Raw genomic sequence first — 21,482 nt, 5'->3', positions numbered from 1 at the left:
GATGGCGGACACCCCTTTCCCGATGACCGCCCCCTCCCTCGACGCCGCGCTGGCCCGGTGGGAGCGGCACGGCCGCCCCGGCCTCCCCGACCGCGGCTTCGCGCTCGGCAGGCTCCCGGACCGCCCCCGGCAGGGCGTCTACCGGGCCGGCGACGGCGCGCCGGTGCTGGAACCCGACGGGCACATCCTGCTCATGGCCCCCTCCCCGGACGGGCGCCGCATCGCCCTCCAGCTGGCCGAGCGCGCGGACGAGGACGCCGCCCTGGCGCTCCTGGACACCGCCACCGGCGCCCTGCGCACCTACCCGGAGGTCCGCTGCCGCTACGACCCCCTGCTCTGGAGCGGCGACTCCGCCCGCGTCGAGCTCGCCGCGAGCGGGTCGGGCCGGATCGCCGCCCTCGACGCGGCCACCGGGCGGCTCACCACCTCCGCCGCGCCGCCCGGCGTGCGGCTGCGGTACTTCCCCGGCGGGGCGCGGGGGGTGCTCGCGGAGAGCCGCCCCGGCGCGCCCACCGTCCTCACCGACCGGGCCACCGGCACCGGGCTCGGCGCGTTCCCCGCCGTCACCCGGGTCGCGGCCTACGGGGACGGCGGTGCCCTGGTCGGCTGCGGGACGGGCCTGCACGCCGTGGACGCCCGCAGCGGCGCCGGGCTCTGGTCCCGGCAGGACCCCTCCCTCCGGATCACCTCCTTCGCCGCGCACGGCGAGGAGGTCCTCGCCGCCGGCGTGCGCGCGGGCCGCAGCGTCCTGGTCCGCATCGTCCGGGGCGCGGTGGCCGAGGACCGCCCGGTGGCCTACCGGGGCGCCCCGGCCGTCGCGACCGGGGTGGGCGCCGACGCCGGCCGGTTCCACGTCCTCATCGAGGGTCCGGTCCTCCCTCCGCGAGTGGTCGCGGCCGAGGAGCTGCTGAGCGGCGGCCCGGGCGGCGGTCCCCCCGGCGGCGGGCCGCCGGACGGACGGCCCGGCGCGGCCGCACCGGCCGCCCCCGCCCGGACCGAGCGGCACGCCTTCCCCGCCGGCGACGCGGCCGAGGCACCCGTGGCCGCCGCCTCCCCGGCAGACGCGCCGACCTGCTCCGCCCGGACCGAGCGGCACTCCTTCCCCGCCGGCGACGGGGCGGATGTGCCCGTGGTGGTCACCTCGCCGACGGGTGCGACCGGGCCCGCGCCGCTCATCCTGACCTGCTACGGCGGCTTCGGCGTGCCGAGCCTGGCCGCGTTCGAGCCGACCGTCCCGGCGTGGGTCGGGCACGGCGGCCGGTACGCGATCGCGCAGATCCGGGGCGGAGGCGAGCACGGCGCGGCATGGCGCGAGGCCGGCCGGGGCGCCGCCAAGGAGCGCGGCATCGCCGACCTGGCCGCCGCCGCGCGCGGGCTCGTCCGCGCCGGGCTCACCCGGCCGGACCTGCTCGTCCTGGCCGGCGCCTCGCACGGCGGCGTGGTCGCGGCCGCCTGCGCGCTCCGATCCCCGGACCTGTGCGCCGGCGTCGTCAGCACCGCCGCCCCGCTCGACCTGCTCGGCCTCGCCTCGCACCCGCTCGGCAGGCACTGGACCGCCGAGTTCGGCGCCCAGGAGGGCCCCGAGGCGGCCGAGCGCCTCCGCCGGATCTCGCCGCTGCACCTCGCCCGGGGCATCGCCCCCGGCACCGCCCTCCCCCGCTTCCTCGGCATCGTCCTGGAGGAGGACTCCCGGGTGGCCGCCGCGGACACCCGGGCCGTGGTCGAGGAGCTGCGCCGGGCCGGCGGCGACGCGGACCTGTGGTGCGCGCCCGGGACCGGGCACGGCCGCAACCACCTCGACGGCCTCCACCGGTTGGGGGCCGCCGTCCTCGGCTTCGCCGCCGCCGCGACGCGGCCGGCGCAGAACACCCCTTCGACCGCAGGAAAGGGCTCCTGACCCGATGACCGAAACGACCAGCGGACACCCCGGGGCGAGACCCCCGGGCCGCTCCCCCGCAGTACCGGGACCGGAGCGCGGCGCCGCCCCGCCCGCCTCCGCCGCCCCGCCCGCCCCCGCCGCGCCGCGCCGGCGGGGCGCGCTCGCGGTCCGCGTGCTCGTCCCGGCCCTGGCGCTCGCGCTGGCGGCCCTCCTCCTGCTCTCCACCAGCATCGGCACCATCGAGGTGGCGCCGGCGGACGCCTTCCGGATCATCACCGGGCACCTGGTGCCCGGGATGCCGTGGATGTCGGACGGGTCGCTGACCCCGGTGCAGGACAACGCGGTGTGGCAGTTCCGGCTGCCCCGCGCCCTCCTGGCCGCCCTGACCGGCGCCGCGCTCGCCCTGGCGGGCGCGCTGATCCAGGCGGTGGTGCACAACTCGCTCGCCGAGCCCTACATCCTCGGCGTCTCGGCCGGGGCGGGGGCGGGCGCGGTGTCCTACATCGTCCTGGGGATCGGGATCGGCTCCCTCGGCATCGGCGCCTCCGCCTTCGCCGGCGCGCTCCTGGCCACCGGCGCCGTGTACCTGCTGGCCCGCAAGAACGGACGGATCGCCCCGCAGCGGCTCATCCTGGCCGGCGTCGCGCTCGGCTCCCTGTTCAGCGCGGTGACCAGCTACCTCACCATCACCACCGACGCGCAGAACGTGTTCGGCATCATGTTCTTCCTGCTCGGCTCGGTCTCGGCCGCCACCATGGGCCACCTCGCCCTCCCGGCCGCCGCGCTGGCCGCCGTCGGGGTGTTCGCCGCCCTCCGCGCCCGCGCCCTCAACGCACTCCTCGTCGGCGACGACGCGGCGGCCTCCCTGGGCGTGAACGTGAACCGGCTGCGGACCACCGTCCTGGCCGCCTCGGCGCTGCTGACCGGCGCGGTCGTCGCCGTCTCCGGCGGGATCGGGTTCGTCGGCCTGGTCGTCCCGCACGTCGCGCGGATCATCGTCGGCTCCGACCACCGGAAGATGCTGCCGGTCGCGGTGCTCGCCGGGGCGGTGTTCCTGGCCGGCTCCGACCTGCTCGCCCGGACGCTCGCGGAGCCGACGGAGATCCCGCTCGGCGTGCTGACCGCCCTGGTCGGAGCGCCGTTCTTCCTGTGGCTGCTGCGGCGCGACCGGGCCGAGGGCGCGGGGGCGGGCCGATGAGGATCGACATCGAGGACCTCGGCGCGCACCGGGGCGGCCGCCCCGTCGTGTCCGGCGTGAGCGTCTCGGTCCCCTCCGGCACGGTCCTCGGGCTGCTGGGGCCCAACGGCAGCGGCAAGTCCACCCTGCTCCGCGCCGTGTCGGGCATCGCGTCCCCGTCGTCGGGGCGGGTGCTCCTGGACGGCACCGACCTCGCGTCGCTGAGCCGCCGGGAGACCGCCCTGCGGGTGGCGGTCATGACCCAGGAGCACAGCGAGGAGTTCGAGATCCCCGTCCTCGACATGGTCCTCCTCGGGCGCATCCCGCACGGGCACGGCTTCGGCCGCGACACCGGCCGGGACACCGCCGTCGCGATGGAGGCCCTGGGCCGCGTCGGCGCCGCGGACCTGGCGCACCGCTCCTTCTCCGCGCTGTCGGGGGGCGAGCGGCAGCGGGTGCTCTTCGCCCGCGCGCTGGCCCAGGAGACGCCCGTCCTCGTCCTCGACGAGCCCACCAACCACCTCGACATCGCCCACCAGCTGGAACTCCTCGACCTGGTCCGGACCGCCGGCCGGACCGCGGTCGTCGCCCTGCACGACCTGAACCTCGCCGCGCGCTCCTGCGACGCCGTGGGCGTCCTCGCCGGCGGGCGGCTGGCCGCGCTGGGGGCGCCGGAGGAGGTCCTGACCACCGGCCTGATCCGGTCGGCGTTCGACGTCGACTCCACCGCGGTCGCCCACCCGGACTCGGGCCGGCGGCACTTCATCTTCGATTCCCGCACGTCCACCCGGCGCCGCGACGACGCGGCCCCGGCCACCCCGTCCCCGGAAGGAATCACCCTCCCATGACCTGCGTTCCGTCCCCCTCCGCCCCGTCGGGCCGCCCGCGCCGCCGGCGCCCGTCGCCCGTGCTCGCCGCCGCCGCGGCCCTGCCGCTGGCGCTGTCCGCATGCGGGACGGGGGTCAGCGGCGCCCCGGCCGCGGACGGCGGCTCGGGCGAGGCGGTGTCGGTCACCAACTGCGGCCGCGAGCTCTCCTTCGACGCGGCGCCGACCGGCGTCGTCGGCATGATGCCCTCGCAGACCGAGCTGCTCGTCCGCCTCGGCGCCCTGGACTCCCTGGTCGGCCAGGCCCAGACGGACGTCTCCCCGCTGCCGGACGACATCGCCGACCGGGCCGCCGACGTCCCGGTGCTCAGCACCGACGCCCCGCCGGCCCGCGAGGACCTCCTCGCCGCCGCCCCCGACCTCGTCGTCTCCCCCACCGAGTACGAGTTCACCGCGGAGCAGGGCTTCGCCAGCATCGAGCAGCTGAAGGAGAACGGCGCCCAGGCCTACGTCGCGACCGGCGGCTGCCTGGACCGCCGCAACGGCGCGGAGGTCACCGACGTGCTGACCGACATCGACAACCTCGGCGCGATCCTGCGCACCCCCGACACCGCAGAGGAGCTCTCCCAGGACGCCGAGGAGCGGCTGGCCGCCGTCGAGGCCGCCATCGGCGACGCGGCCCGCCCCGCGGTCGCCCAGGTCTACGTCGACGGGAACACGCTCCAGGCGATCGGCGCCGGGATCGAGGCGGACATCATCGCCACCGCCGGCGGGGAGAACGTCTTCGACCCGGACGCCCCCGAGTTCGCCGACTTCTTCGCCGCCGAGATCACCCCCGAGGAGATCATCGACCGCGACCCCGAGGCCATCGTCTTCAGCGTCTCCGGCCCCGAGTCCGAGAAGCACACCCGGGACTACCTCGAGGAGACCTTCCCGGACGTGGCCGCCGTGCGGGACGGCCGCCTCATCGCCGTCCCCAAGAGCGACCTGTTCCCCGGCACCCTCGGCAACATCGACGCCGTGGAGCAGATCGCCCGGGAGCTCTACCCCGACGCCTTCTGACCCGGCGGGGCGCCGCCGCCGGCCAGGGCCGGGCCGGCGCGGGCCGGGTGCGGGTCACTCCCCCGGTGCCCGCCGGCGGGGCGCCTGGAGGGTGGCCGCGGTGGAGCCGATCGCGTCCAGGGCCGCCGCGACCACCGGGTGGTCGCGGCGGCCCATCCGGGTGGCGGCGACGATGCGCCGGGCCGGGGCGGGTTCGCCGTGCAGCGGGATGCGCACCACCGCCCAGTCGTTGATGCGGGCGAGCCGGGGCACCAGGATGATGCCGAACCCCAGCGCGACCAGGGCCGTCCCGGTGTCCCACTCGTCGGCCCAGTGGGCGATGTCGGGGGTGAAGCCCGCGCTCATGCAGGCGGTCGTGACCAGCTGGTGGTAGGCGCCGCCGGCACGGCCGACGATCCACGGCTCGTCCGCGGCGTCGGCCAGCGTCACCCGGTCCAGCCCGGTCAGCCGGTGCCCGTCCGGCACCACCAGGTCCAGCGGGTCGTCGAGCAGGGGCCGCTGGTCGAAGCGCTCGTCTGCGCTGGAGGGCGTCTCGGCGGTGCTGATCACCAGGGCGAGGTCGGCCTCGCCGGAGAGCAGCAGGTCGAAGCAGGGCGCCGGTTCGGCCTCCATCACCCGGATGCGCACCTGCGGGTAGCGCTCGCGCAGGGCGGCCGCCGCCGGGGGCAGCAGGTGGGTGGCGGCGGTGGAGAAGCCGCACAGGGTGAACGGGCCGGCGGGCTCCCCGGTCGCCGAGGCGAGTTCGGCGCGGGCCCGCTCGGCCTGGGCGCTGAGCGCCTCGGTGTGGCGCAGCACGATGCGGGCGGCGCCGGTCAGCGCGATCCCTCGCCCCGATTGGGCCAGCAGCTCCACGCCGAGCTCCTCGGCCAGCTGGCGGAGCTGGTAGGAGACGGCCGAAGGGGTGTAGTTCATCGCCTTGGCCGCGGCGGTCACCGTCCCGTAGCGGGCGACCATCTGCAGCACCTTGAGCTTCGGATCGATCATGCGAATATTCTGCACGGTCGGCTGAGAAAACGTTTGCTTCTCTTCAGCGGTCCGCTCGGCCAGACTGCTCCCGTGATGCCCTTGAAGCAGCGCCGCGTCCCCGCCGGCGCACGCCGTCCCCGCGCCACCGGGCGCTCCCGCGAGACCACCGCCGGCGTCTTCGTGCTGGTCGTGCTCACCGCGGGCGCCTACCTGCCGAGCCCGCTCTACCCGGGCTACCAGCAGGCGTTCGGCGCCGGCGACCTGGCGATGACCCTCACCTATGCGACGTTCGCCCTGGTCAGCGCACCGACGCTGCTACTCCTCGGGCCCGCGTCGGATGCGCTGGGGCCGGTTCCGGTGCTGCGGCTGAGCATCGCGGCCGCCGCCGTCGGCTCGCTCTGCTTCGCGGCCGCCGCCGGCCCCGGCTGGCTGATCGCCGGCCGGGCCGCGCAGGGGCTGGCGCTGGGCGCGGCGACCGGCGCGGCCGGCGCGCTGATCGCCTCGGGCGGGGCCGGCGCGGGCGGGCGGCGGGCCGCGGCCCTGGCCGGCACCGCGTTCCTGGCCGGGACCGCCGCCGGCCCGGTCGCCTCCGGCCTGCTGGCCGCCTACGCGCCGATGCCCCGCGTCCTGCCGTTCGCCCTGCACCTGGTCCTGCTCTGGGCGGGGTGGCGCCTGGTCTCGGCCCTGGCCCGGACCCCCGGGGCGCGGGTGCGCCGGTGGCGGCCCACCCGCCCGCAGATCCCCGCCGCGGTCCGCCCGCACTTCACCGCCGCCGCGCTGAGCGGGTTCCTGGCCTGGGCCGCGGCCGGGCTGTTCCTGTCGGTCATCCCGGCGCTGCTGGAGCGGGGCGGGCAGGGGAGCCCGGCGGTCGTGGGGGGCGTGCTCGGCACCGTCCTGGTCTGCTCGCTGCTCGCCCGGCCCCTGGTCGCCGCGGTGGGCCCGTGGACCGCCCAGCTGGCCGGGCTGGCCGCGGTCCTGCTCGGCCTGGTGCTGCTGGCGTTCTCGGCCGAGGGCCCGGTGCCGCTCACCCTGGCCGCGGCGGTCGTGGCCGGCGCGGGCCACGGGGCGGCCTACGGCGGCGCGGCGGCCGCCGTGGAGGAGGCGGTGCCCGCGGAGCGGCGCGGCGCCGTCACCGGCGCGCTCTACCTCGCCTTCTACCTGGGCGCCGGGCTCCCGGCGATCGCCATCGGCCTGGCCTCGCTCGCGGTGCCGCTGGCGGCCGCGACCACCTGGACCACCGCGGCGGCGGCCCTGCTGGTGCCGGCGGCGGCCGCCGCGATGGTCCGCGGTGCGCGGCGCGCCGCGGCGGCCCCGGGTCCGGCGGCCGCGGCGCGGACGGCGCCTGCGCCGGGCCCGGGGCCGCGGGTGCGGCCGGTCCCCCCGCTCAGGGCCGCTTCCCGGGCGCCGGGCGGGGTGCGGGGGCGGCGGCCGCGTCCCGCCGCAGCTCGCGGAGGAACGCGGTGCAGACGATGACCAGCAGCAGCAGGAACGGCAGCCCGAGCACGATGGAGACCGTCTGGACCGCCGACAGCCCGCCCGTCAGCAGCAGCGCGGTCGCGGTCAGGGCGATCACGATGCCCCAGAGCACGACGAGCCGGCGGTGCGGGGCGAGCGCGCCGCGCTGGCAGAACATGCCCAGGACGACCGAGGCGGAGTCGGCGCTGCTGACGAAGAAGAGCGCGATCAGCGCCATCACGACGACGGAGGTGAGCAGCGGCATCGGCAGGTGCGCGAAGAGCGCGAAGAGGACGCCCTCCTCCCCGGAGTCGGCCGGCGCCTCGGAGAGCGGGGCCCGCCCGGAGAGTTCGAGGTCCATCGCCGTGCCGCCCATGACGGCGAACCAGGCCAGGCTGACCAGCGTGGGGACCACGAGGACGCCGACGGCGAACTCCGGACGGTCCGGCCCCGGGAGATCCGGGCGATGAAGGTGCCGACGAACGGGCAGTACGCCATCCACCAGGCCCAGTAGAAGACGGTCCGGCCGGACACCCGCTCTTCGCCGCCGGAGCACGGTCCGGGACCGCCGGGAGCCGAGCGGGACCCGGCCGCACCGCCCGGCCAGCGGGCCGGCGGGTTCCACTAGACGGGGGCGGAATCCCTGCTCAGGCCGCGCGAAGCGACCAGCCGCGCGCTGCCGTCGGCCAGCCGGTAGGACAGGCCCGCCACGGCGAGGCGGCCGTCGGCCACCCGCTCGGCCAGGATGCGGGAGCGCTCCAGCAGCAGGTCGACGGTGCTGCGGATGTGCTCGTGGAGGATCTCCTCCTCGTGCCGCCCGGCGGCGCGGGCCGCCAGCACGCTCGGGGTCACCCGCTCGACGACGTCGCGGACGAACCCGGCGGGCGGCTTCTCGCCGTCGGCGGCGGCGCGGGCGGCCGCGACGGCCCCGCACGAGTCGTGGCCCAGGACCACGACCAGCGGGCAGTCCAGCATGCTCGCCCCGTACTCGACGCTGCCCAGCACCTCCGAGCCGACCACGTGCCCGGCGGTGCGCACCACGAACAGGTCGCCCAGCCCCCGGTCGAAGATGATCTCGGCGGCGAGCCGGGAGTCGGAGCACCCGAACATCACCGCGAAGGGGTTCTGGGCCGGCGCGGTCTCGGCACGGCGCGCGGCGTCCTGGTTGGGGTGCGCCGGCGCGCCCCCGACGAACCGCCGGTTGCCGGCCATCAGCGTCTCGAAGGCCTCATCGGGAGTCGGTGTCTGTGTTTCGATCATGACCGCAGGTTACGACCTGCTCCAGCGGAAACGCGCGCTCGGGGCCGCGTCCGGCGCTGCGGGAAGCGCTCCAGGGCGATGGTCTTGACGCTGCGGGGGTATCAGGGCGCCCTGATACCCCCGCAGCGTCAAGTCCATCGGGAGGAGCCGCCGGCTAGCGGGCCCGGTGGCGCTGGTAGTGGCGGGCGACCCGCACGCGGTTGCCGCAGCGGGCGGCCGAGCACCAGCGGCGGCGCGGGTGGGCGGGCAGGAACAGCAGCACGCAGTCGTCGGCCTCGCACTGGCGGACCCCGGCGACCGCCGGGTCCGCCAGGAGCTCGGCGGCGGCCTCGGCGAGCCGGGCCGCCAGCCGCTCCCCCGGTGGACCGCTGCGCCGGCGGATGAGGGCGAGTCCCTCCCCGCTCCACTCCACCGCGCTGATGGCGGGCGCGGCGCGCTGCGCCCGGTTGAGCGCGTCCAGGTCGGCCTGTACGGGCCGGGTGCCGTGCCGGGCGTGTTCGAGGGCGCGGGCGGCGCACCCCCGTACCGCGTGCACGGCGTCCAGGTCGGCGGAGGTGTACCTCTCCGGCGGGTCCGGGAGCCGGTCGGCCTCCATCTCCACCCAGGCGCGCAGGTCCTCCGGGGCGGCCAGCAGATCACCGCCGGCCGGCCGGGTGTTGACCAGGTCCAGCGCCAGCGGCTCCCCGGTCAGCGGTACGAGCTCACTCATACCCCTAATGCTACATCGCCGCATTGACGCGTTACGACCGCCACTGCTATACCTAATGCACCAATTGACGGAAAAGGAGTTAGACATGTTCCCCTCGGTCCCCCGCACCGTCCACCGCCGCCTGGACGTCGACGGCGTCCGCGTCTTCTACCGGGAGTCGCTCCCCGAGCGGGAGGACGCGCCCGTACTGCTGCTCCTGCACGGGTTCCCGTCCGGGTCGCACCAGTTCAGCCGCCTCATCGACGCGCTGGGCTCGCACTACCGGCTGATCGCCCCGGACTACCCCGGCTTCGGGCGGACCGAGGCGCCGGAGGGCTTCACCTACTCGTTCGACCGGCTCGCCGACGTCACCGAAGGCTTCGTGCGGCGGCTCGGCCTCGACCGGTTCGTGATGTACGTCTTCGACTTCGGCGCACCGGTCGGCTTCCGGCTCGCCGAGCGCCACCCGGAGTGGATCGCGGGGCTGATCGCGCAGAACGGCAACGCGTACCAGGAGGGGCTCTCCGACGCGGCCCGGGGCGCGCTCACCCTGGCCCCGGAGGCCCCCGGCGCCGAGGAGGCCCTCCGGGACCTGCTCACCCTCGACGGCACCCGCTCCCAGTACGAGACCGGCGTCACCGACCCCGACCTGCTCTCCCCGGACGGCTGGACCCTCGACCAGCACTTCCTGGACCTCCCGGGCCGCAAGGAGGCCCAGCTGTCGCTCTTCTTCGACTACCGGACCAACATCGAGAGCTACCCCCGCTGGCAGGAGTGGATGCGCCGGCACGCCCCGCCCGCCCTCATCACCTGGGGGCGCAACGACCCCTTCTTCATCGAGCCCGGAGCGCGCGCCTACCTCCGGGACCTGCCCGGCGCCGAACTCCACCTCCTGGACACCGGCCACTTCGCCCTGGAGACCCACCTGCCGGAGATCGCGCCGCTCATCGCCGACTTCCTCGACCGCGCCTGGAAGTAGCCGCTCCCCGCACTCCCGCAGCGGCACGGCCGCATGCCGCGGAAGCCGGGCCGTCGGCCCCTGGCGGGCCGCCCCAAGGCGTACGCGAACGTCGGTACTCGGACAGGACCGGCCCCGCCGAGGCCCGCCCGGCGGGGCGTCTTCCGGCCGGGCTTCAGGAGGGCCGGCCCTGGGGGTTGGAGCAGGATTCGCGGGAGATGCCCGAACCGGTGACCGGGAAGGAGCCGAAGCGCTCTTCGTGCAGGTGGGCGAAGAAGTAGGCCATCTCCTCGCAGCAGGCGTCCAGCACGGCCGCCCGCGGGTCGCGGGCGACGGCGGTGTAGAAGTCGCGGCCCAGCGCGAGGATGAAGCCGCGGGCGTACAGGAAGCCGTCGTCCGAGCCGTCGGTCACCTCCTGTACGTCGGCGCGGTCGATCTCGTAGAGCAGCCGCTCCGCCGCGCGGTCGAGGCCGGTCAGTTCGCCGGAGGAGAGCTCCCGCCCGGCGGCGGCGAGGTTGTCCAGGAACCCCTTCAGCGCCCCGTCCACGACAGGGAGGTGCGGCCCGGACCAGGGGTCCTCCCCCGGTTCGGGCGTCCGGGCCGCCAGAGCCCGCCTGGCCTCGCCGACCTCGGGGCCCAGCGGGGCCCAGGCTGCCTCCACCAGCTCCCACAGCCGCTCTTCGTCCCCCGCTCGGCCGCTTCCCGCCATCACCGTGCTCCTTTCCCGGGCCTGTTCACTCCCGGGCATCGAAGCAGGGGGCTCCGACGTTCCGGGGGCGATGAGCGGCCGGGACGCACGGTCCCGGCGCCGCGTTCGACGACGAGCTCCGGATCCGGATCGGCTCGGTCCTCCCCGAGCGCGCCCTGGAGGACCTCGCCTCCTCCCTCTCCCTGCTGCGGGCCGCCGGGCACTCCGCCGACCGGAAGCGGTCCGCCTGACGGTTCCGGGCGCCCCTGCCCGGGATGCCGGAACATGCGCGGTGAAGGCGGTTTCGTCTATTCTCGGTGCGAGCAGATCCCGGTCGGAGGCGGGCCTTCCGGTGCACGAGGCGCCGGGCTCTCCCGGCGCGGGATGACTTCCCCCTTGCGCATTGAGGTAGATGCCCTTATGGCAGACGGATCGTCCTCGCCCGCCCCGGCCGGCTCCGGCCCGGCACCGCAGATCGACACCACCCTGGCCCATTCGGCCCGGATCTGGAACTACTGGATGGGCGGCAAGGACAACTACCCGATCGACCGCGAAGCCGGCGACCAGGTGATCGCCTTCTTCCCGGAGATCGTGGACCTGGCCCGCACCAGCCGGGAGTTCCTCATCCGGGTGGTGACCTTCCTGGCCCGCGAGGCGGGGATCCGCCAGTTCCTCGACATCGGCACCGGGATGCCCACCGCCAACAACACCCACGAGGTGGCGCAGGCGATCGCCCCGGAGAGCCGCGTGGTCTACGTGGACAACGACCCCTTGGTGCTCGCGCACGCGCGCGCCCTGCTGGTCGGCTCCCCGGAGGGGGTCACCGACTACATCGACGCCGACCTGCGCGACCCCGGCGCGATCCTGGAGCGGGCCGCGGAGACCCTGGACTTCGACCGCCCCGTCGCGCTGATGCTGATGGGCATCCTGGGGCACGTCCCCGAGGACGACATCATGCCGATCGTGCGCCGGCTGGTGGACGCCCTGCCCTCCGGCAGCTACCTGGCGATGTACGACGGCACCGACACCAGCGAGGCCTACAACGCGGCCATCGCGGTCGGCAACGAGAAGGGCGCGGTCCCCTACCTGCTGCGCAGCCCGGAGTCGATCACCGCCCGCTTCGAGGGCCTGGAGCTGGTGGAGCCCGGCGTGGTCCCCTGCCCGCTGTGGCGCCCCGGCCCGGTCGAGGTCGGCACCCGGCGCGGGATGGACCAGTACGGCGGGGTGGCCCGCAAGCCCTGACCCTGGACGATGCGCCGCCGGCCCCGGGCATGCCCCGGGGCTCTTCCGTGCCCGGCGGGCGCGGGGGCGCCCCCGGTCCGCTCCCTGACCGGAAGCGGCCCTTGACCCGCACTGATCAGCGGGGACGCCGTACTCTCGGCGGAGGTCCGCGGCAGAGGCCCGCGGCGGAGGGGCGGGGAGAGGGATGGCCGGTTCGGCGAAGCGGGCGGGAGAGGTCCTGCGCAGGCACCCGCGCAGAAGCGCGGCCGCCGCCGCGGTGGTGGCGCTCGCCCTGGCGGCCGGCCTGGGGGCCGTGCTGCTCCGGCCGGGCGGCGCCGGCGGGCCGGCCCTCTCGGTGAGCCCCCAGGCCTACCTGGACACCGCCGGCGACCTCGGCATGGACGAGGTGCTCGCCGTCGGGTTCCGCGGCGACTCAGCGGTGGTCATGGGGACCTTCCTGCACGGCCGGCTGCGGCTGGCGGTGGTGGACGCCGAGAGCGGGGAACCGCGCTGGGTCCGCGACACGGGCACGCTGATCGACGCCGGCGCGGTGCTCGGCGGCGCCGAATCGGTCGAGCCGCTCGCGTTCGGGGAGGTCTCGGCCCCGGTGCTGACCGGGGAGGGGGACGACTGGTCGGTGGTCGTCCCCTACGCCGTCACCGGCCGGAAGGGCGACGTCGACGACACCGCCCTCCTCGATGCCGAGGAGCGGGGCGTCGCCGCCCTGTCCGGCTCCGACGGCGCCGTCCGGTGGAAGCGGGAGACCCCCGGCGTCCCCCGTGTCCTGGACGGGGCCGGCGGCACGGTCCTGGTCGGCGCCAAGGCCTCCGCGGACCCCGCCGAGGCCGGGGAGGTGACCTCGATGGCCCTGGACGCCGAGGACGGCGGCGCGGTGCTCTGGGAGCACGAGGGCGACTGGGTGCACCGCCTGGCCGGGGACACCGCGCTCGGCGAGTCCGCCCCCGGCGACTGGGAGCCCGGCGCGGACGCCACGACCGAGGGGCACCGGGTCTTCGCGCTCGACGCCCGTACCGGCCGCGCGAAGTGGGACCTGGACGGGGTGTTCTCCGAGTCGGGCGTCGAGGACGCGACGGAGGGGTGGGCGGTCCTGTACGGCGTCCCGCGCGAGGACGGGGCGCCCGCGCGGACCGCGGTCGTCCGCACCGGTTCCGGCGAGGAGGCGCGCTCCCCCCGCGGCCACCTCGGAACGGGTCTCCCCACCTGCGCGGCCGGCGAGGACGCCCGGCTCGTCTGCGTGCAGGACGCCTACGGCTCGTTCGAGCTGATCGCCTTGGCCCCCGGCGGGTCCGGGGCGGAGCGGAGCACGGAGGCCGCGGGCCTGGAGCCGGGCGACGCGGACGGACTGCGGGTGCACGCCGTGTCCGGCGGCCGCATCCACCTGACGGCCCCTCCCCCGGACGGGGAGGAGGAGAGGAGGTCCTTCGTGATCGACCGGTCCGGGGCGGTCCTGGCCGAGGACCTGCCCGGCGAGGTCGTCGCGGCCGCACCGGACCGCATCGCCGTCGCCCCCGACCCGTCGGACGGCACCGGGCGGATCGCGTTCCACCGCACCGCGGAAGGGGACGCCCCACCCCCGCCGGGGCCCTCCCCCGCACCGGCGGCGGAGCCGATGCCGTTCGAGCCGGCGCCCCGGCTCGGCCTCTCCACCTTCGGCGCCGCCGCGCCGGACGGCACCGACGTCGACGCGGGCCTGCACCGGATCCACGGCGCCGTCCTCGCCGGCGGCTCCCTGGTCTACGCGGGCGAGGACGACGACGGGATCCTCGTCTCGGCCCTCGACCCGGACACCGGGGAGGAGCGCTGGACGCTCGGCGGCGGGGACGGGCCCGGCGCGATCGGCGCCCTCGGCGCGGATTCGAGGAGGCTCGCCGTCGCCGGCGGGGACGGCGGCGTCCTGCTGGTCCCGCACGGCCTGGACGGCGGGCGGAGCGGCGTGTCCGCGGTCTCCGCCGGGGACGGGGAGGTGCTCTGGACGGAGCCGCTCGGCGGGGGCGCCGACTTCCTCGACCGCCTCTTCGGCTCCGAGGAGGACCTGTTCGCGGTGGGCAGGACCGACTACGGGGACTCCTCCGTCACCGCGGCCCGCACCGAGGTCCGGGAGGTGGGCTCCGGGCGCCTCGTGCACACCGAGGAGGACGCCGAGGCGGCCGGGATCGGCGGCGGCGCCCTGGTGGTCGAGCGGCGCACCCCGCCCTACGGCTCCGGCCCGGACCGCGGGCCCGCCGAGGAGGTGGCGGGCGTGGACCCGCGCACCGGCGAGGAGCGGTGGAGCCTGGACGGGCGGTACGAGCGGCCGCGGGTCGTCGAGGTCGCCGGGGACCGGGCGGTGGTGGTGGAGCACGGCGGCGGCACCGCGGTGCTGGATCCGGCCACCGGGGAGGAGATCGCGTCCTCGGCGACCCGGGCGGACCGCTGCTCGGGCACGGCGGAGCCGCTCCTGGTCTGCCGGGCCGGAGCCGCCGGGTCCGGCGGCGACGGCACCCTCCCCGTGGTGGTGGAGGCCGGCGGCGCGGAGGCCTCGATCCGGCCGCTGCCCGGGCTGCCCGGACCGAAGGACCTGGCGGGCGCGGAGCGGTGGATGTTCGCCCGCGACGCGGACGCCCCCTTGGGCGAGGCCCCCGGCATGCCCGGAGAGGGCCCCTACCGGATGTTCGACGCGCACGGCCGCCCGCTCCTCGACGGCCTGCCGGGCCGGGCGATCTCCGCCGACGACGAGCACGTCGTCCTCCTCGACGGCGAACTCGGCGAACTCTCCACGGCCGGAGCCCGGATCACGGTGCACCGCCGGGGGTGACCTCCCGGGGGGGGGGGGGGCGCGGCGGTCCCGGTCCCGCACCGGGCACCCCGACCGCCCGGCGGGCCCCGGTTCGGTACACCGACGGGGTGGCCTTCCGAGGGCGCGACGGTCCCCGCCGCCGCGCCGGTCCCCGATCCCGCACCGCTCCGGCTCACCGCGCGGCGGAGCGCCCCGGTCCGCGATCCCGCCCCGGCCACGGCGGAGCACGGCCCGCTCGCCCGCCGGGCGGCCCGGGGCTGCGGCGCGCCAGCGCACGGGGCCGCAGCGCTCGGGGCCGCGTCGCCGGGGCGGAGGGGTCCGCCGGTGCTCGGGGCCGAGCCGCACCGCCGATGGCAGGATCTGACAGACAACCGTCATTGCGGCCGCGGAGCGCCGCCGCCACGATGGACCCATGCCCACTCCGCACCACGTCGTCATCGCGGTCTTCCCTGACGTCGACCTGCTCGACGTCACCGGCCCGGCCGAGGTCTTCGCGCTGGCCGAGCGGGAGTCCGGCGGGCGGGCCGGGTACACGGTCCGCCTGGCGGGGCCCGCCGCCGGCCCGGTCGCCACGTCGGCCGGGGTGCGGGTCCTGGCCGACCTGGCCTTCGCCGAGGTCGGCACCGAGGTGGACACCCTGCTGGTGCCCGGCGCGGTGGACCCGCACCCGGACGGCCCGGTGGCCCGGGTCGACGGCTCCGTGGTGGAGTGGGTGCGGGCCACCGCACCGCACGCGCGCCGGATCGCCTCGGTGTGCGTGGGCGCGCACGTGCTCGCGGCCGCCGGGCTGCTGGACGGGCGCCGGGCGACCACGCACTGGTCGACCGCCGCCCGGCTGGCGGCCGACCACCCCGAGGTCGACGTGGACCCCGACCCGATCTTCGTCCGCTCCGGGCGGGTGTGGACCGGCGCCGGCATCAGCGCCTGCCTGGACCTGGCGCTGGCCCTGGTGGCCGAGGACCACGGCGAGGAGCTGGCCCTGGCCGTGGCCCGGCAGCTGGTGGTGTACCTCAGGCGGCAGGGCGGCCAGAGCCAGTTCAGCGTACCGCTGAGCCGGCCCGCGGCGGCCCGCCGGGACATCGACGAGCTGCGCGTCTTCATCACCGAGAACCTCGGCGCCGACCTGTCGGTCCCCGCGCTGGCCGAGCGGATGTGCCTGAGCGAGCGCCACTTCGCGCGGGTCTTCCGGCAGGAGACCGGCACCGGCCCGGCCGCCTACGTGGAGGAGGCCCGGGTCGAGGCCGCCCGCCGCCTGCTGGAGACCACCGACCTGCCGCTGGAGCGGGTCGCGGCGGACACCGGGGCGGGGTCGGTGGAGACGCTGCACCGCTCCTTCCGCAGGCGGCTCGGCACCACCCCCGCCGCCTACCGGCGCCGCTTCCGCACCGCCTCCTGACCTTCCCGGCCGTTTCCCGACACTCGCCCTCTGACTCTCTCCGACCGACCGGCGCCCGACGGCCGGCCCGGCCTCCCGCGCGGGAGGCCCGCCAGGCCTGCCCGAAAACCGAAAGGAACCCGTCACCCATGAACCCCTCCGCGTCCCTGCGCAGCGTCATCGGCCTCGACGGCACGCCGCCCCGCCTCGGCGAGTCGACCCTGGTCATGATCGATTTCCAGAACACCTACCGGTCCGGGGTCATGGCCCTGGAGGGCGCCGAACCCGCCCTGGCCGCCGGGGCCCGCCTGCTCGCCGCCGCCCGCGCGGCCGGAGCGCCGGTGGTGCACATCGTCAACGACGGAGGCGAGGGCGGCCCCTACGACATCCGCGCCGATATCGGCGCGATCAGCCCCGAGGTGGCGCCCGCGGACGGCGAACCGGTGGTGGTCAAGGAGTTCCCCGACGCCTTCCACCGCACCGGCCTGGAGAAGACCCTGCGCGACCTGGGCTCCGGCCCCGACCTGGTGCTGGCCGGGTTCATGGCGCACATGTGCGTGGCCTTCACCGCCCAGGGCGCATTCAACCTCGGCTACCGGCCCACCGTCGTCGCCGAGGCGACCGCCACCCGCCCCCTGGCCGCGCCCGGCGGCGGCACCATCTCCGCCGCCGGCCTCAAGACGGCGGCCCTGACCACCGTCGCCGACCTGTTCGGCGTCGTGGTCCCCACCGCCGCGGACCTCACCGCCTGACCCGCGACGCCCCGGTCCCCGGCCGGGGGCGCCGACCGGCCCCGCGCCGGCGCGCCCCCGGCCGGGTCCGTAACCTGCTGCGGATGCGCACCGTATGGACCACGGACCCGGGGGACGACCCCCGCCTGCTCAGAATGCTTCCGCGGATCCGGGCCGACGCGGTCGCCGGCGCCGTGCTCGGCGGCGCGCCGGTCCTTGTGACCGCGGCCGGCCCGCACTACGACGGCGACTGCCCCCGAGCCGGCGAGCACGACTGCGCCGCCCCCTCGGTGCAGGTCCGGGACGCCGCGACCGGCGAGCCGGTGCGCACCGTCCCCGGTGTCGGCGGGCACCTGCTCGCCACCGCGTCCGTGCGCGGCCGCCCGATGGCCGCCGTCTGCGACTGGGACGGCGCCCCGCTCCTGGTCGACCTGGAGGCCGGGGCGGTGGCGGGCCGGCTCCCCGGCCACCGGAGCGCCGTCCGCGCCCTGGTCGCCGCCGACCTGGGATCGGGCCCGGCCGTGCTCACCGCGGACGGGGACGGGACGGTGCGGACCGTGCACCTGGAGACCGGCGAGGTCCGTGCGTTCGGCACCGGGCGGCGGCTGCACGCGCTGGCATCGGTCGCCATCGGAGGCCGCCCCGTGGCGGTGGCGGCCGGCGGCGCCGTGGAGCTGTGGTCGCCGGACTCCGGGGCGCGGATCGGCGCGCTTCCCGTCTCCGCGGAAGTGCGGAAGGCCGCCTCCTGGCCGGACGGGGGCGCCGCGGTCGCCCTGCTCGCCGCGGACGGCGGGGTGGAGGTGCGGGACGCCGCCTCCGGACGCCGGCTGGCCCGGCGGCCGGCCGGCGACCTGGATGTGGACGGCATCGCGGGGGTCCTCACCGGGGACGGCCGCCGCCTGGTGGCGGCCGCCGACGCGGAGGCGGTGCACCTGTGGGACGTCGGCGCGGACCGCCCTGCGGGCCCTCCGCTGGTCGGGCCGACCGCGTGGCCTGCACTGGCAGGCACCGGCCCGGGTCTCCTCGCCACCGCCTCCGAGGAGGACGAGGCCATCGGGGTCTGGCGGGTCGACCTGGGGGTCCCGCCCCGCGGGGGCCCGGGCGGCACCGTCCGGTGCATCGCGGTCTCCCCGGACGGGCGCGTGATCACCGGCGGCGCGGACGGCACCGTCGCCTCCTGGCGGCTGGAGGACGGCGCGCCCGGTCCGGTGCTCGGCGTCCTGCCCGCGCCGGTCCGCGCGGTCGCCGCGGTACCGCTCGGCGCGGACACCGGCGTACCGGCCGGCGCGGGCACCGCCGTGCTGGCCGGCGGCGGCGACCTGCTCGGGCGGACCGACGACCGGTTGCACCGCTGGTCCGGCGGCGGTGCGGACCGGCCGGTCCGCACCGGCCACCGCGGTGAGGTGCGCATCATCGCCACCGCCGTCGTCGGCGGCCGCGCGGTCGCGCTCACCGCCGGCTGCGACGAGGCGCTGCACATCACCGACCCCGCCACCGGGGAGCGGATCGGCGGCCTTCCCGGCCGGGGACGCCCCGACGGCGTCGCGGTCGGCGCCCTCGGCGGGCGCCCGGTCGCCGCCGTCAGCCGGGCCTTCGGCCGCTTCCGGCTGTGGGACCTGGCCGACCGCGCCCCGCTGCCCACCCCGGCCGCCGACGCGATGGAGGCCCTGGAGCGGGTGCACGCCCTCACCCGGTCGGGCACCGGGCCGGCGGTCCTCACGGTGCGCGGCGGCACCGTGCGCCTCCGGGACCTCGGCGCCGGCGCCGCGCGGCTCCTCGGCCCGGAGGACGGCGCAGAGGTGACCGCCCTCGCGGTGCACGATGCGGGGGACCCGAGGGCCGCGGTGGCGCGCGCGGACGGGTCCATCGCCCTGTTCGACCTGGAGGCCGGGGCGGCCGCCGGCGCGTTCGGCCTGCCCTGCCCGGCCACCGCGCTCGCCTGGGCGCCCGGCGGCGACCTCGTGGCCGCGTACCGCAGGACCCTGCTCCGCCTCGGCCGGTAGCGGGGCGGGACCGGAAGGCGGCGCGGGGGACCTCCGGGCCGTGCTCCTCCCCCGCCCGGGTTCCGGTTCCCCGTTCCCCCGGGAAGGCTCCGGAGACCGGACTCCGGACGCCTTCCCCGCAGCCGGCCGAGGCGGCCGGTCCGCCGGACCGGGATCAGCCGCCCGGCCGTGCCCGGTCCGCGCGGGACCGGAGAGCCGTGCTTCGCGCCCGCAGTACCCGTGATGGGCCCGGTAGAGCGCGCTCCGGCGGCGGTGGTCCTCCAGAACATGGCGCCGAGGCGTTCTCGGAGCAGTATGCGGCCGAGGCCGCCGTGGACGCGGGCCCGCAGGGAGCGGAGTTCCGGGAGGCGCCGTCCGTCCTCGTGGTAGGCGGCGGCGAGACCCGGCGGGGCGCTCGTCGGCGAAGGCGCCGGCCGGCGCGGGGACGCCGATTCCGGTGCCGGCCGGCGGGACGGAGGGGAAGGGGAACAGGCCGCCGGTCGGGCGCGGCCGCGCCGTCATGGGCGGGAGTGCGGCGGCCGGAGTGGTGCACATCCGCTGCCTCCTCGAGGGCGGCGGGGCGGTGAGCGGGGGCTTCGGCGTACCGGCCACTGCGGTCCGGCGGTGCTCCGGAACCCATGGCAGACTCATGCCGTCCGGTCCGCGACCGGATCCGATCCCCGGCCCCCGGTGAGGAGAGCGCATGGACGGCGATCCGCACATACACGTCCAGGCGAAGGTGATGCAGGACGACGCCGCCGTCCGCAACATGCTGGCGTCCTCCTTCGGGCTGGCCGGCGACCTGCCGAGCCATGTCGCCACCGGGTGCGGGCTGCAGGTGCCCCGGACGAGGACCTCTGCGGAGCCGAACAGCGTCACCTGCCTGCCCTGCCGCGAGCATGCGCAGGCCGAGCACCTGCGCCTGGCCGAGCAGGTCGAGCGGCTGAGCCGGATGCCCGGGTCGATCATCGGCCCCGCGCAGGCCGAGCTGGCCGCCGAGCGCCACCGCGACCTGGCCAGGAAATTCTCCGGCGCGGAGGACTGAGGCGATACCCGCGCGGGAGGTCCGCACGGTCCCGGCCGCGCCCCCCCGTTCCGGCGGAGACCCCTGCTCCGGACGGCCCGGGCATCCCGGGCTGCCCGGGCGCCCCGGACGGTTCAGGCGTCCCGGTGGTGCAAGAGGCCCGGGCGGGGCGGGGGCCCGTCCCGGCCGCACGGATCGTCGGCGAGGTTCTCCGCTCGCCGCGGTGCTCCGGCCGGCGGTGTCGGACCAGGGCTGCCGCTTCCGCCCGGAGCACCTCCCCGTGACCGTGTTTCCGGCCTCCGCTCAGGGCGGGGAAGGGCACTCCCCGGACTCTACGCGGGTGGGCGCAGGGGCGGCGGAGCTTCTCACATCCGAGCGGGAAGCGGCCGTCTGGGTCCGGCGGCGCCACAGGCACGTCTCCCCGGCGCTTCCCCTGCGGGCCGGGCGCCGCCCCGGGCGGGTTCCGGCAGGTACCGGCGGACCGGCCGCCTCACCGAAAGGGTCGCGGCGGGTTTCGGCGGGCGGGGGCAGCAGCTCAGGACGCTCCGGCCTCGGTGAGGATGGCGGCGATCTCGGTGTAGCCCCGGTCCCGGGCGTGCTGGAGCGAGGTGGTGCCCCAGACGCCGTCGGGGATGTCGGTGTCCACGCCGGCGTCCACCAGCAGCCGGACGATCTCCTGGTAGTCGGAGCTCCCGTCGCCGAAGATGACCGCCTCGATCAGGGCGGTCCAGCCGTGCGAGTTCATGTGGTCGACGTCGACGTCGGTCCGCTCCAGGATCGCCCGCACGTACTCGGTGTGCCCGCGTTCGCAGGCCGGGATGAGCGCGGTGCCGCCCACCCGGTTGACCTCGGTGATGTCGGGGTCGGCGGCCAGCAGCGCGTCGAGCATCCGGGTGCTGCCGGTGACGCCGGTCATCAGGAACGGCGAGTCGTGCTCCTCGTTGAGCGCGTCGGGGTCGGCGCCGGCCTCCACCAGCGCCTCGGCGACCTCGACGTGGTCCTGCACGACGGCGTGGAACAGCGCGGTCTCGCCCTGGTCGTCGGGGGCGTCGACGTCGACCCCGGCGTCCAGTTCCTCCTGCAGGGCGTCGAGGTCGCCGTCCTCGGCGGCGGCGCGCAGCCGGCCCTCGTCGCCGTTCATCGGCCGCTCGGAGGGGGCCGGCTCCGCCGGGGAGGCGGACGGGGCCGCCTCCGGCGCGGCCTGCGCCGCCTCTTCCTCCGGCCGCTCCTCGGGGGCGGCGCAGGCCGTCCCGAGCAGTAGCGCGCCCGCCAGCAGCGGAACCACCGCGCGTCGTCTCACCGCTTCCTCCTCTCACCGCCGCCCGGTCCCGGGCGGCGCCGGGGGCGCCCCGCCCCGGCGGCACCCCTTGCGACGCCGGGACGGGACTTCCGG

General features: G+C 77.2%; 17 protein-coding genes and 1 pseudogene. 12 read left to right on the top strand and 6 right to left on the bottom strand.

Annotation, left to right across the window (positions count from 1 at the left end; all coding sequences use genetic code 11):
* Nucleotide 1: 1 nt before the first annotated feature.
* From D459_RS0117020 to D459_RS0117005, 4 genes are all read left to right on the top strand, one after another.
* Entirely contained in the window at nucleotides 2–1,897 is a 1,896-nt protein-coding gene (locus D459_RS0117020; protein ID WP_020380222.1) for a prolyl oligopeptidase family serine peptidase, read from the top strand.
* Nucleotides 1,898–2,051: 154 nt separating this feature from the next.
* Entirely contained in the window at nucleotides 2,052–3,077 is a 1,026-nt protein-coding gene (locus D459_RS0117015) for a FecCD family ABC transporter permease (RefSeq protein ID WP_017594215.1), read from the top strand.
* Nucleotides 3,074–3,904 (top strand): ABC transporter ATP-binding protein, encoded by an 831-nt coding sequence (locus tag D459_RS0117010; RefSeq protein ID WP_017594214.1) that lies wholly within the window; start codon nucleotides 3,074–3,076, stop codon nucleotides 3,902–3,904. The genes D459_RS0117015 and D459_RS0117010 overlap by 4 nt, the downstream gene beginning before the upstream one ends.
* On the top strand, nucleotides 3,901–4,944 hold the full coding sequence (locus D459_RS0117005; protein WP_017594213.1) for an ABC transporter substrate-binding protein: 1,044 nt from the start codon (nucleotides 3,901–3,903) through the stop codon (nucleotides 4,942–4,944). Before D459_RS0117010 ends, D459_RS0117005 begins: the two co-directional genes overlap by 4 nt.
* 54 nt (nucleotides 4,945–4,998) lie before the next feature.
* On the opposite strand, the gene D459_RS0117000 is transcribed toward D459_RS0117005, so the two are convergent.
* Entirely contained in the window at nucleotides 4,999–5,928 is a 930-nt protein-coding gene (locus D459_RS0117000; protein WP_017594212.1) for a LysR family transcriptional regulator, read from the bottom strand.
* Nucleotides 5,929–6,003: 75 nt separating this feature from the next.
* On the opposite strand from D459_RS0117000, the gene D459_RS0116995 reads away from it, so the two are divergent.
* Nucleotides 6,004–7,383: an MFS transporter gene (locus D459_RS0116995; RefSeq protein ID WP_152523013.1), complete on the top strand. Its 1,380-nt coding sequence runs from the start codon at nucleotides 6,004–6,006 to the stop codon at nucleotides 7,381–7,383.
* Here the strand turns inward: D459_RS0116995 and D459_RS31945 are convergent.
* From D459_RS31945 to D459_RS36960, 3 genes and pseudogenes are all read right to left on the bottom strand, one after another.
* Nucleotides 7,295–7,863: pseudogene (locus tag D459_RS31945) on the bottom strand (BCCT family transporter). The gene D459_RS0116995 and the pseudogene D459_RS31945 sit on opposite strands and share 89 nt — an antisense overlap.
* Nucleotides 7,864–7,989: 126 nt before the next feature.
* Nucleotides 7,990–8,625, bottom strand: a complete 636-nt coding sequence (locus D459_RS0116985; protein ID WP_026120470.1) for a carbonic anhydrase — start codon at nucleotides 8,623–8,625, stop codon at nucleotides 7,990–7,992.
* Nucleotides 8,626–8,779: 154 nt separating this feature from the next.
* Nucleotides 8,780–9,334, bottom strand: a complete 555-nt coding sequence (locus tag D459_RS36960; RefSeq protein ID WP_017594208.1) for a CGNR zinc finger domain-containing protein — start codon at nucleotides 9,332–9,334, stop codon at nucleotides 8,780–8,782.
* A gap of 85 nt (nucleotides 9,335–9,419) precedes the next feature.
* On the opposite strand from D459_RS36960, the gene D459_RS0116975 reads away from it, so the two are divergent.
* Complete coding sequence (locus D459_RS0116975; RefSeq protein ID WP_017594207.1) at nucleotides 9,420–10,292, top strand: alpha/beta fold hydrolase; 873 nt, start codon at nucleotides 9,420–9,422, stop codon at nucleotides 10,290–10,292.
* 154 nt (nucleotides 10,293–10,446) lie between these two features.
* Here D459_RS0116975 and D459_RS0116970 read toward each other — a convergent pair whose 3' ends face one another.
* Nucleotides 10,447–10,980: a DUF4240 domain-containing protein gene (locus D459_RS0116970; protein ID WP_017594206.1), complete on the bottom strand. Its 534-nt coding sequence runs from the start codon at nucleotides 10,978–10,980 to the stop codon at nucleotides 10,447–10,449.
* Nucleotides 10,981–11,379: 399 nt separating this feature from the next.
* Between D459_RS0116970 and D459_RS0116965 the strand changes: the two genes are divergently transcribed.
* The 6 genes from D459_RS0116965 to D459_RS0116940 all read left to right on the top strand — a co-directional run bounded on the left by D459_RS0116965 (nucleotide 11,380) and on the right by D459_RS0116940 (nucleotide 20,110).
* Nucleotides 11,380–12,201, top strand: coding sequence for an SAM-dependent methyltransferase (locus D459_RS0116965; RefSeq protein WP_017594205.1), 822 nt, complete (start codon nucleotides 11,380–11,382; stop codon nucleotides 12,199–12,201).
* Nucleotides 12,202–12,385: 184 nt separating this feature from the next.
* Nucleotides 12,386–14,995, top strand: a complete 2,610-nt coding sequence (locus tag D459_RS0116960; protein WP_026120469.1) for an outer membrane protein assembly factor BamB family protein — start codon at nucleotides 12,386–12,388, stop codon at nucleotides 14,993–14,995.
* Between the two features lie 394 nt (nucleotides 14,996–15,389).
* Nucleotides 15,390–16,373, top strand: coding sequence for a GlxA family transcriptional regulator (locus tag D459_RS0116955; protein WP_017594204.1), 984 nt, complete (start codon nucleotides 15,390–15,392; stop codon nucleotides 16,371–16,373).
* 128 nt (nucleotides 16,374–16,501) lie between these two features.
* Complete coding sequence (locus tag D459_RS0116950) at nucleotides 16,502–17,104, top strand: isochorismatase family protein (protein ID WP_017594203.1); 603 nt, start codon at nucleotides 16,502–16,504, stop codon at nucleotides 17,102–17,104.
* Nucleotides 17,105–17,187: 83 nt separating this feature from the next.
* Nucleotides 17,188–19,086, top strand: coding sequence for a WD40 repeat domain-containing protein (locus D459_RS0116945; RefSeq protein WP_152523011.1), 1,899 nt, complete (start codon nucleotides 17,188–17,190; stop codon nucleotides 19,084–19,086).
* A 682-nt stretch (nucleotides 19,087–19,768) separates the two neighbouring features.
* Complete coding sequence (locus D459_RS0116940; RefSeq protein WP_017594201.1) at nucleotides 19,769–20,110, top strand: hypothetical protein; 342 nt, start codon at nucleotides 19,769–19,771, stop codon at nucleotides 20,108–20,110.
* A 514-nt stretch (nucleotides 20,111–20,624) separates the two neighbouring features.
* Here the strand turns inward: D459_RS0116940 and D459_RS0116935 are convergent.
* Nucleotides 20,625–21,389 carry an ankyrin repeat domain-containing protein gene (locus D459_RS0116935; RefSeq protein ID WP_206540782.1) on the bottom strand — a complete coding sequence of 255 codons (765 nt, stop codon included), beginning with the start codon at nucleotides 21,387–21,389 and terminating at the stop codon, nucleotides 20,625–20,627.
* Nucleotides 21,390–21,482 lie beyond the last annotated feature (93 nt).

This window comes from Nocardiopsis potens DSM 45234 (genome assembly GCF_000341105.1).
Taxonomy (GTDB): Bacteria; Actinomycetota; Actinomycetes; order Streptosporangiales; family Streptosporangiaceae; genus Nocardiopsis_A; species Nocardiopsis_A potens.
This window is presented reverse-complemented; position numbering and strand designations above follow the sequence as displayed.

Excerpts from the sequence above, each read along its gene's own strand:
- D459_RS0117020 (WP_020380222.1), top strand. The coding sequence starts at position 2 with ATGGCGGACACCCCTTTCCCGATGACCGCCCCCTCCCTCGACGCCGCG.
- D459_RS0117010 (WP_017594214.1), top strand. The coding sequence starts at position 3,074 with ATGAGGATCGACATCGAGGACCTCGGCGCGCACCGGGGCGGCCGCCCC.
- D459_RS0117005 (WP_017594213.1), top strand. The coding sequence starts at position 3,901 with ATGACCTGCGTTCCGTCCCCCTCCGCCCCGTCGGGCCGCCCGCGCCGC.
- D459_RS0117000 (WP_017594212.1), bottom strand. The coding sequence starts at position 5,928 with ATGATCGATCCGAAGCTCAAGGTGCTGCAGATGGTCGCCCGCTACGGG.
- D459_RS0116995 (WP_152523013.1), top strand. The coding sequence starts at position 6,004 with ATGCCCTTGAAGCAGCGCCGCGTCCCCGCCGGCGCACGCCGTCCCCGC.
- D459_RS0116985 (WP_026120470.1), bottom strand. The coding sequence starts at position 8,625 with ATGATCGAAACACAGACACCGACTCCCGATGAGGCCTTCGAGACGCTG.
- D459_RS36960 (WP_017594208.1), bottom strand. The coding sequence starts at position 9,334 with ATGAGTGAGCTCGTACCGCTGACCGGGGAGCCGCTGGCGCTGGACCTG.
- D459_RS0116975 (WP_017594207.1), top strand. The coding sequence starts at position 9,420 with ATGTTCCCCTCGGTCCCCCGCACCGTCCACCGCCGCCTGGACGTCGAC.
- D459_RS0116970 (WP_017594206.1), bottom strand. The coding sequence starts at position 10,980 with ATGGCGGGAAGCGGCCGAGCGGGGGACGAAGAGCGGCTGTGGGAGCTG.
- D459_RS0116965 (WP_017594205.1), top strand. The coding sequence starts at position 11,380 with ATGGCAGACGGATCGTCCTCGCCCGCCCCGGCCGGCTCCGGCCCGGCA.
- D459_RS0116960 (WP_026120469.1), top strand. The coding sequence starts at position 12,386 with ATGGCCGGTTCGGCGAAGCGGGCGGGAGAGGTCCTGCGCAGGCACCCG.
- D459_RS0116955 (WP_017594204.1), top strand. The coding sequence starts at position 15,390 with ATGCCCACTCCGCACCACGTCGTCATCGCGGTCTTCCCTGACGTCGAC.
- D459_RS0116950 (WP_017594203.1), top strand. The coding sequence starts at position 16,502 with ATGAACCCCTCCGCGTCCCTGCGCAGCGTCATCGGCCTCGACGGCACG.
- D459_RS0116945 (WP_152523011.1), top strand. The coding sequence starts at position 17,188 with ATGCGCACCGTATGGACCACGGACCCGGGGGACGACCCCCGCCTGCTC.
- D459_RS0116940 (WP_017594201.1), top strand. The coding sequence starts at position 19,769 with ATGGACGGCGATCCGCACATACACGTCCAGGCGAAGGTGATGCAGGAC.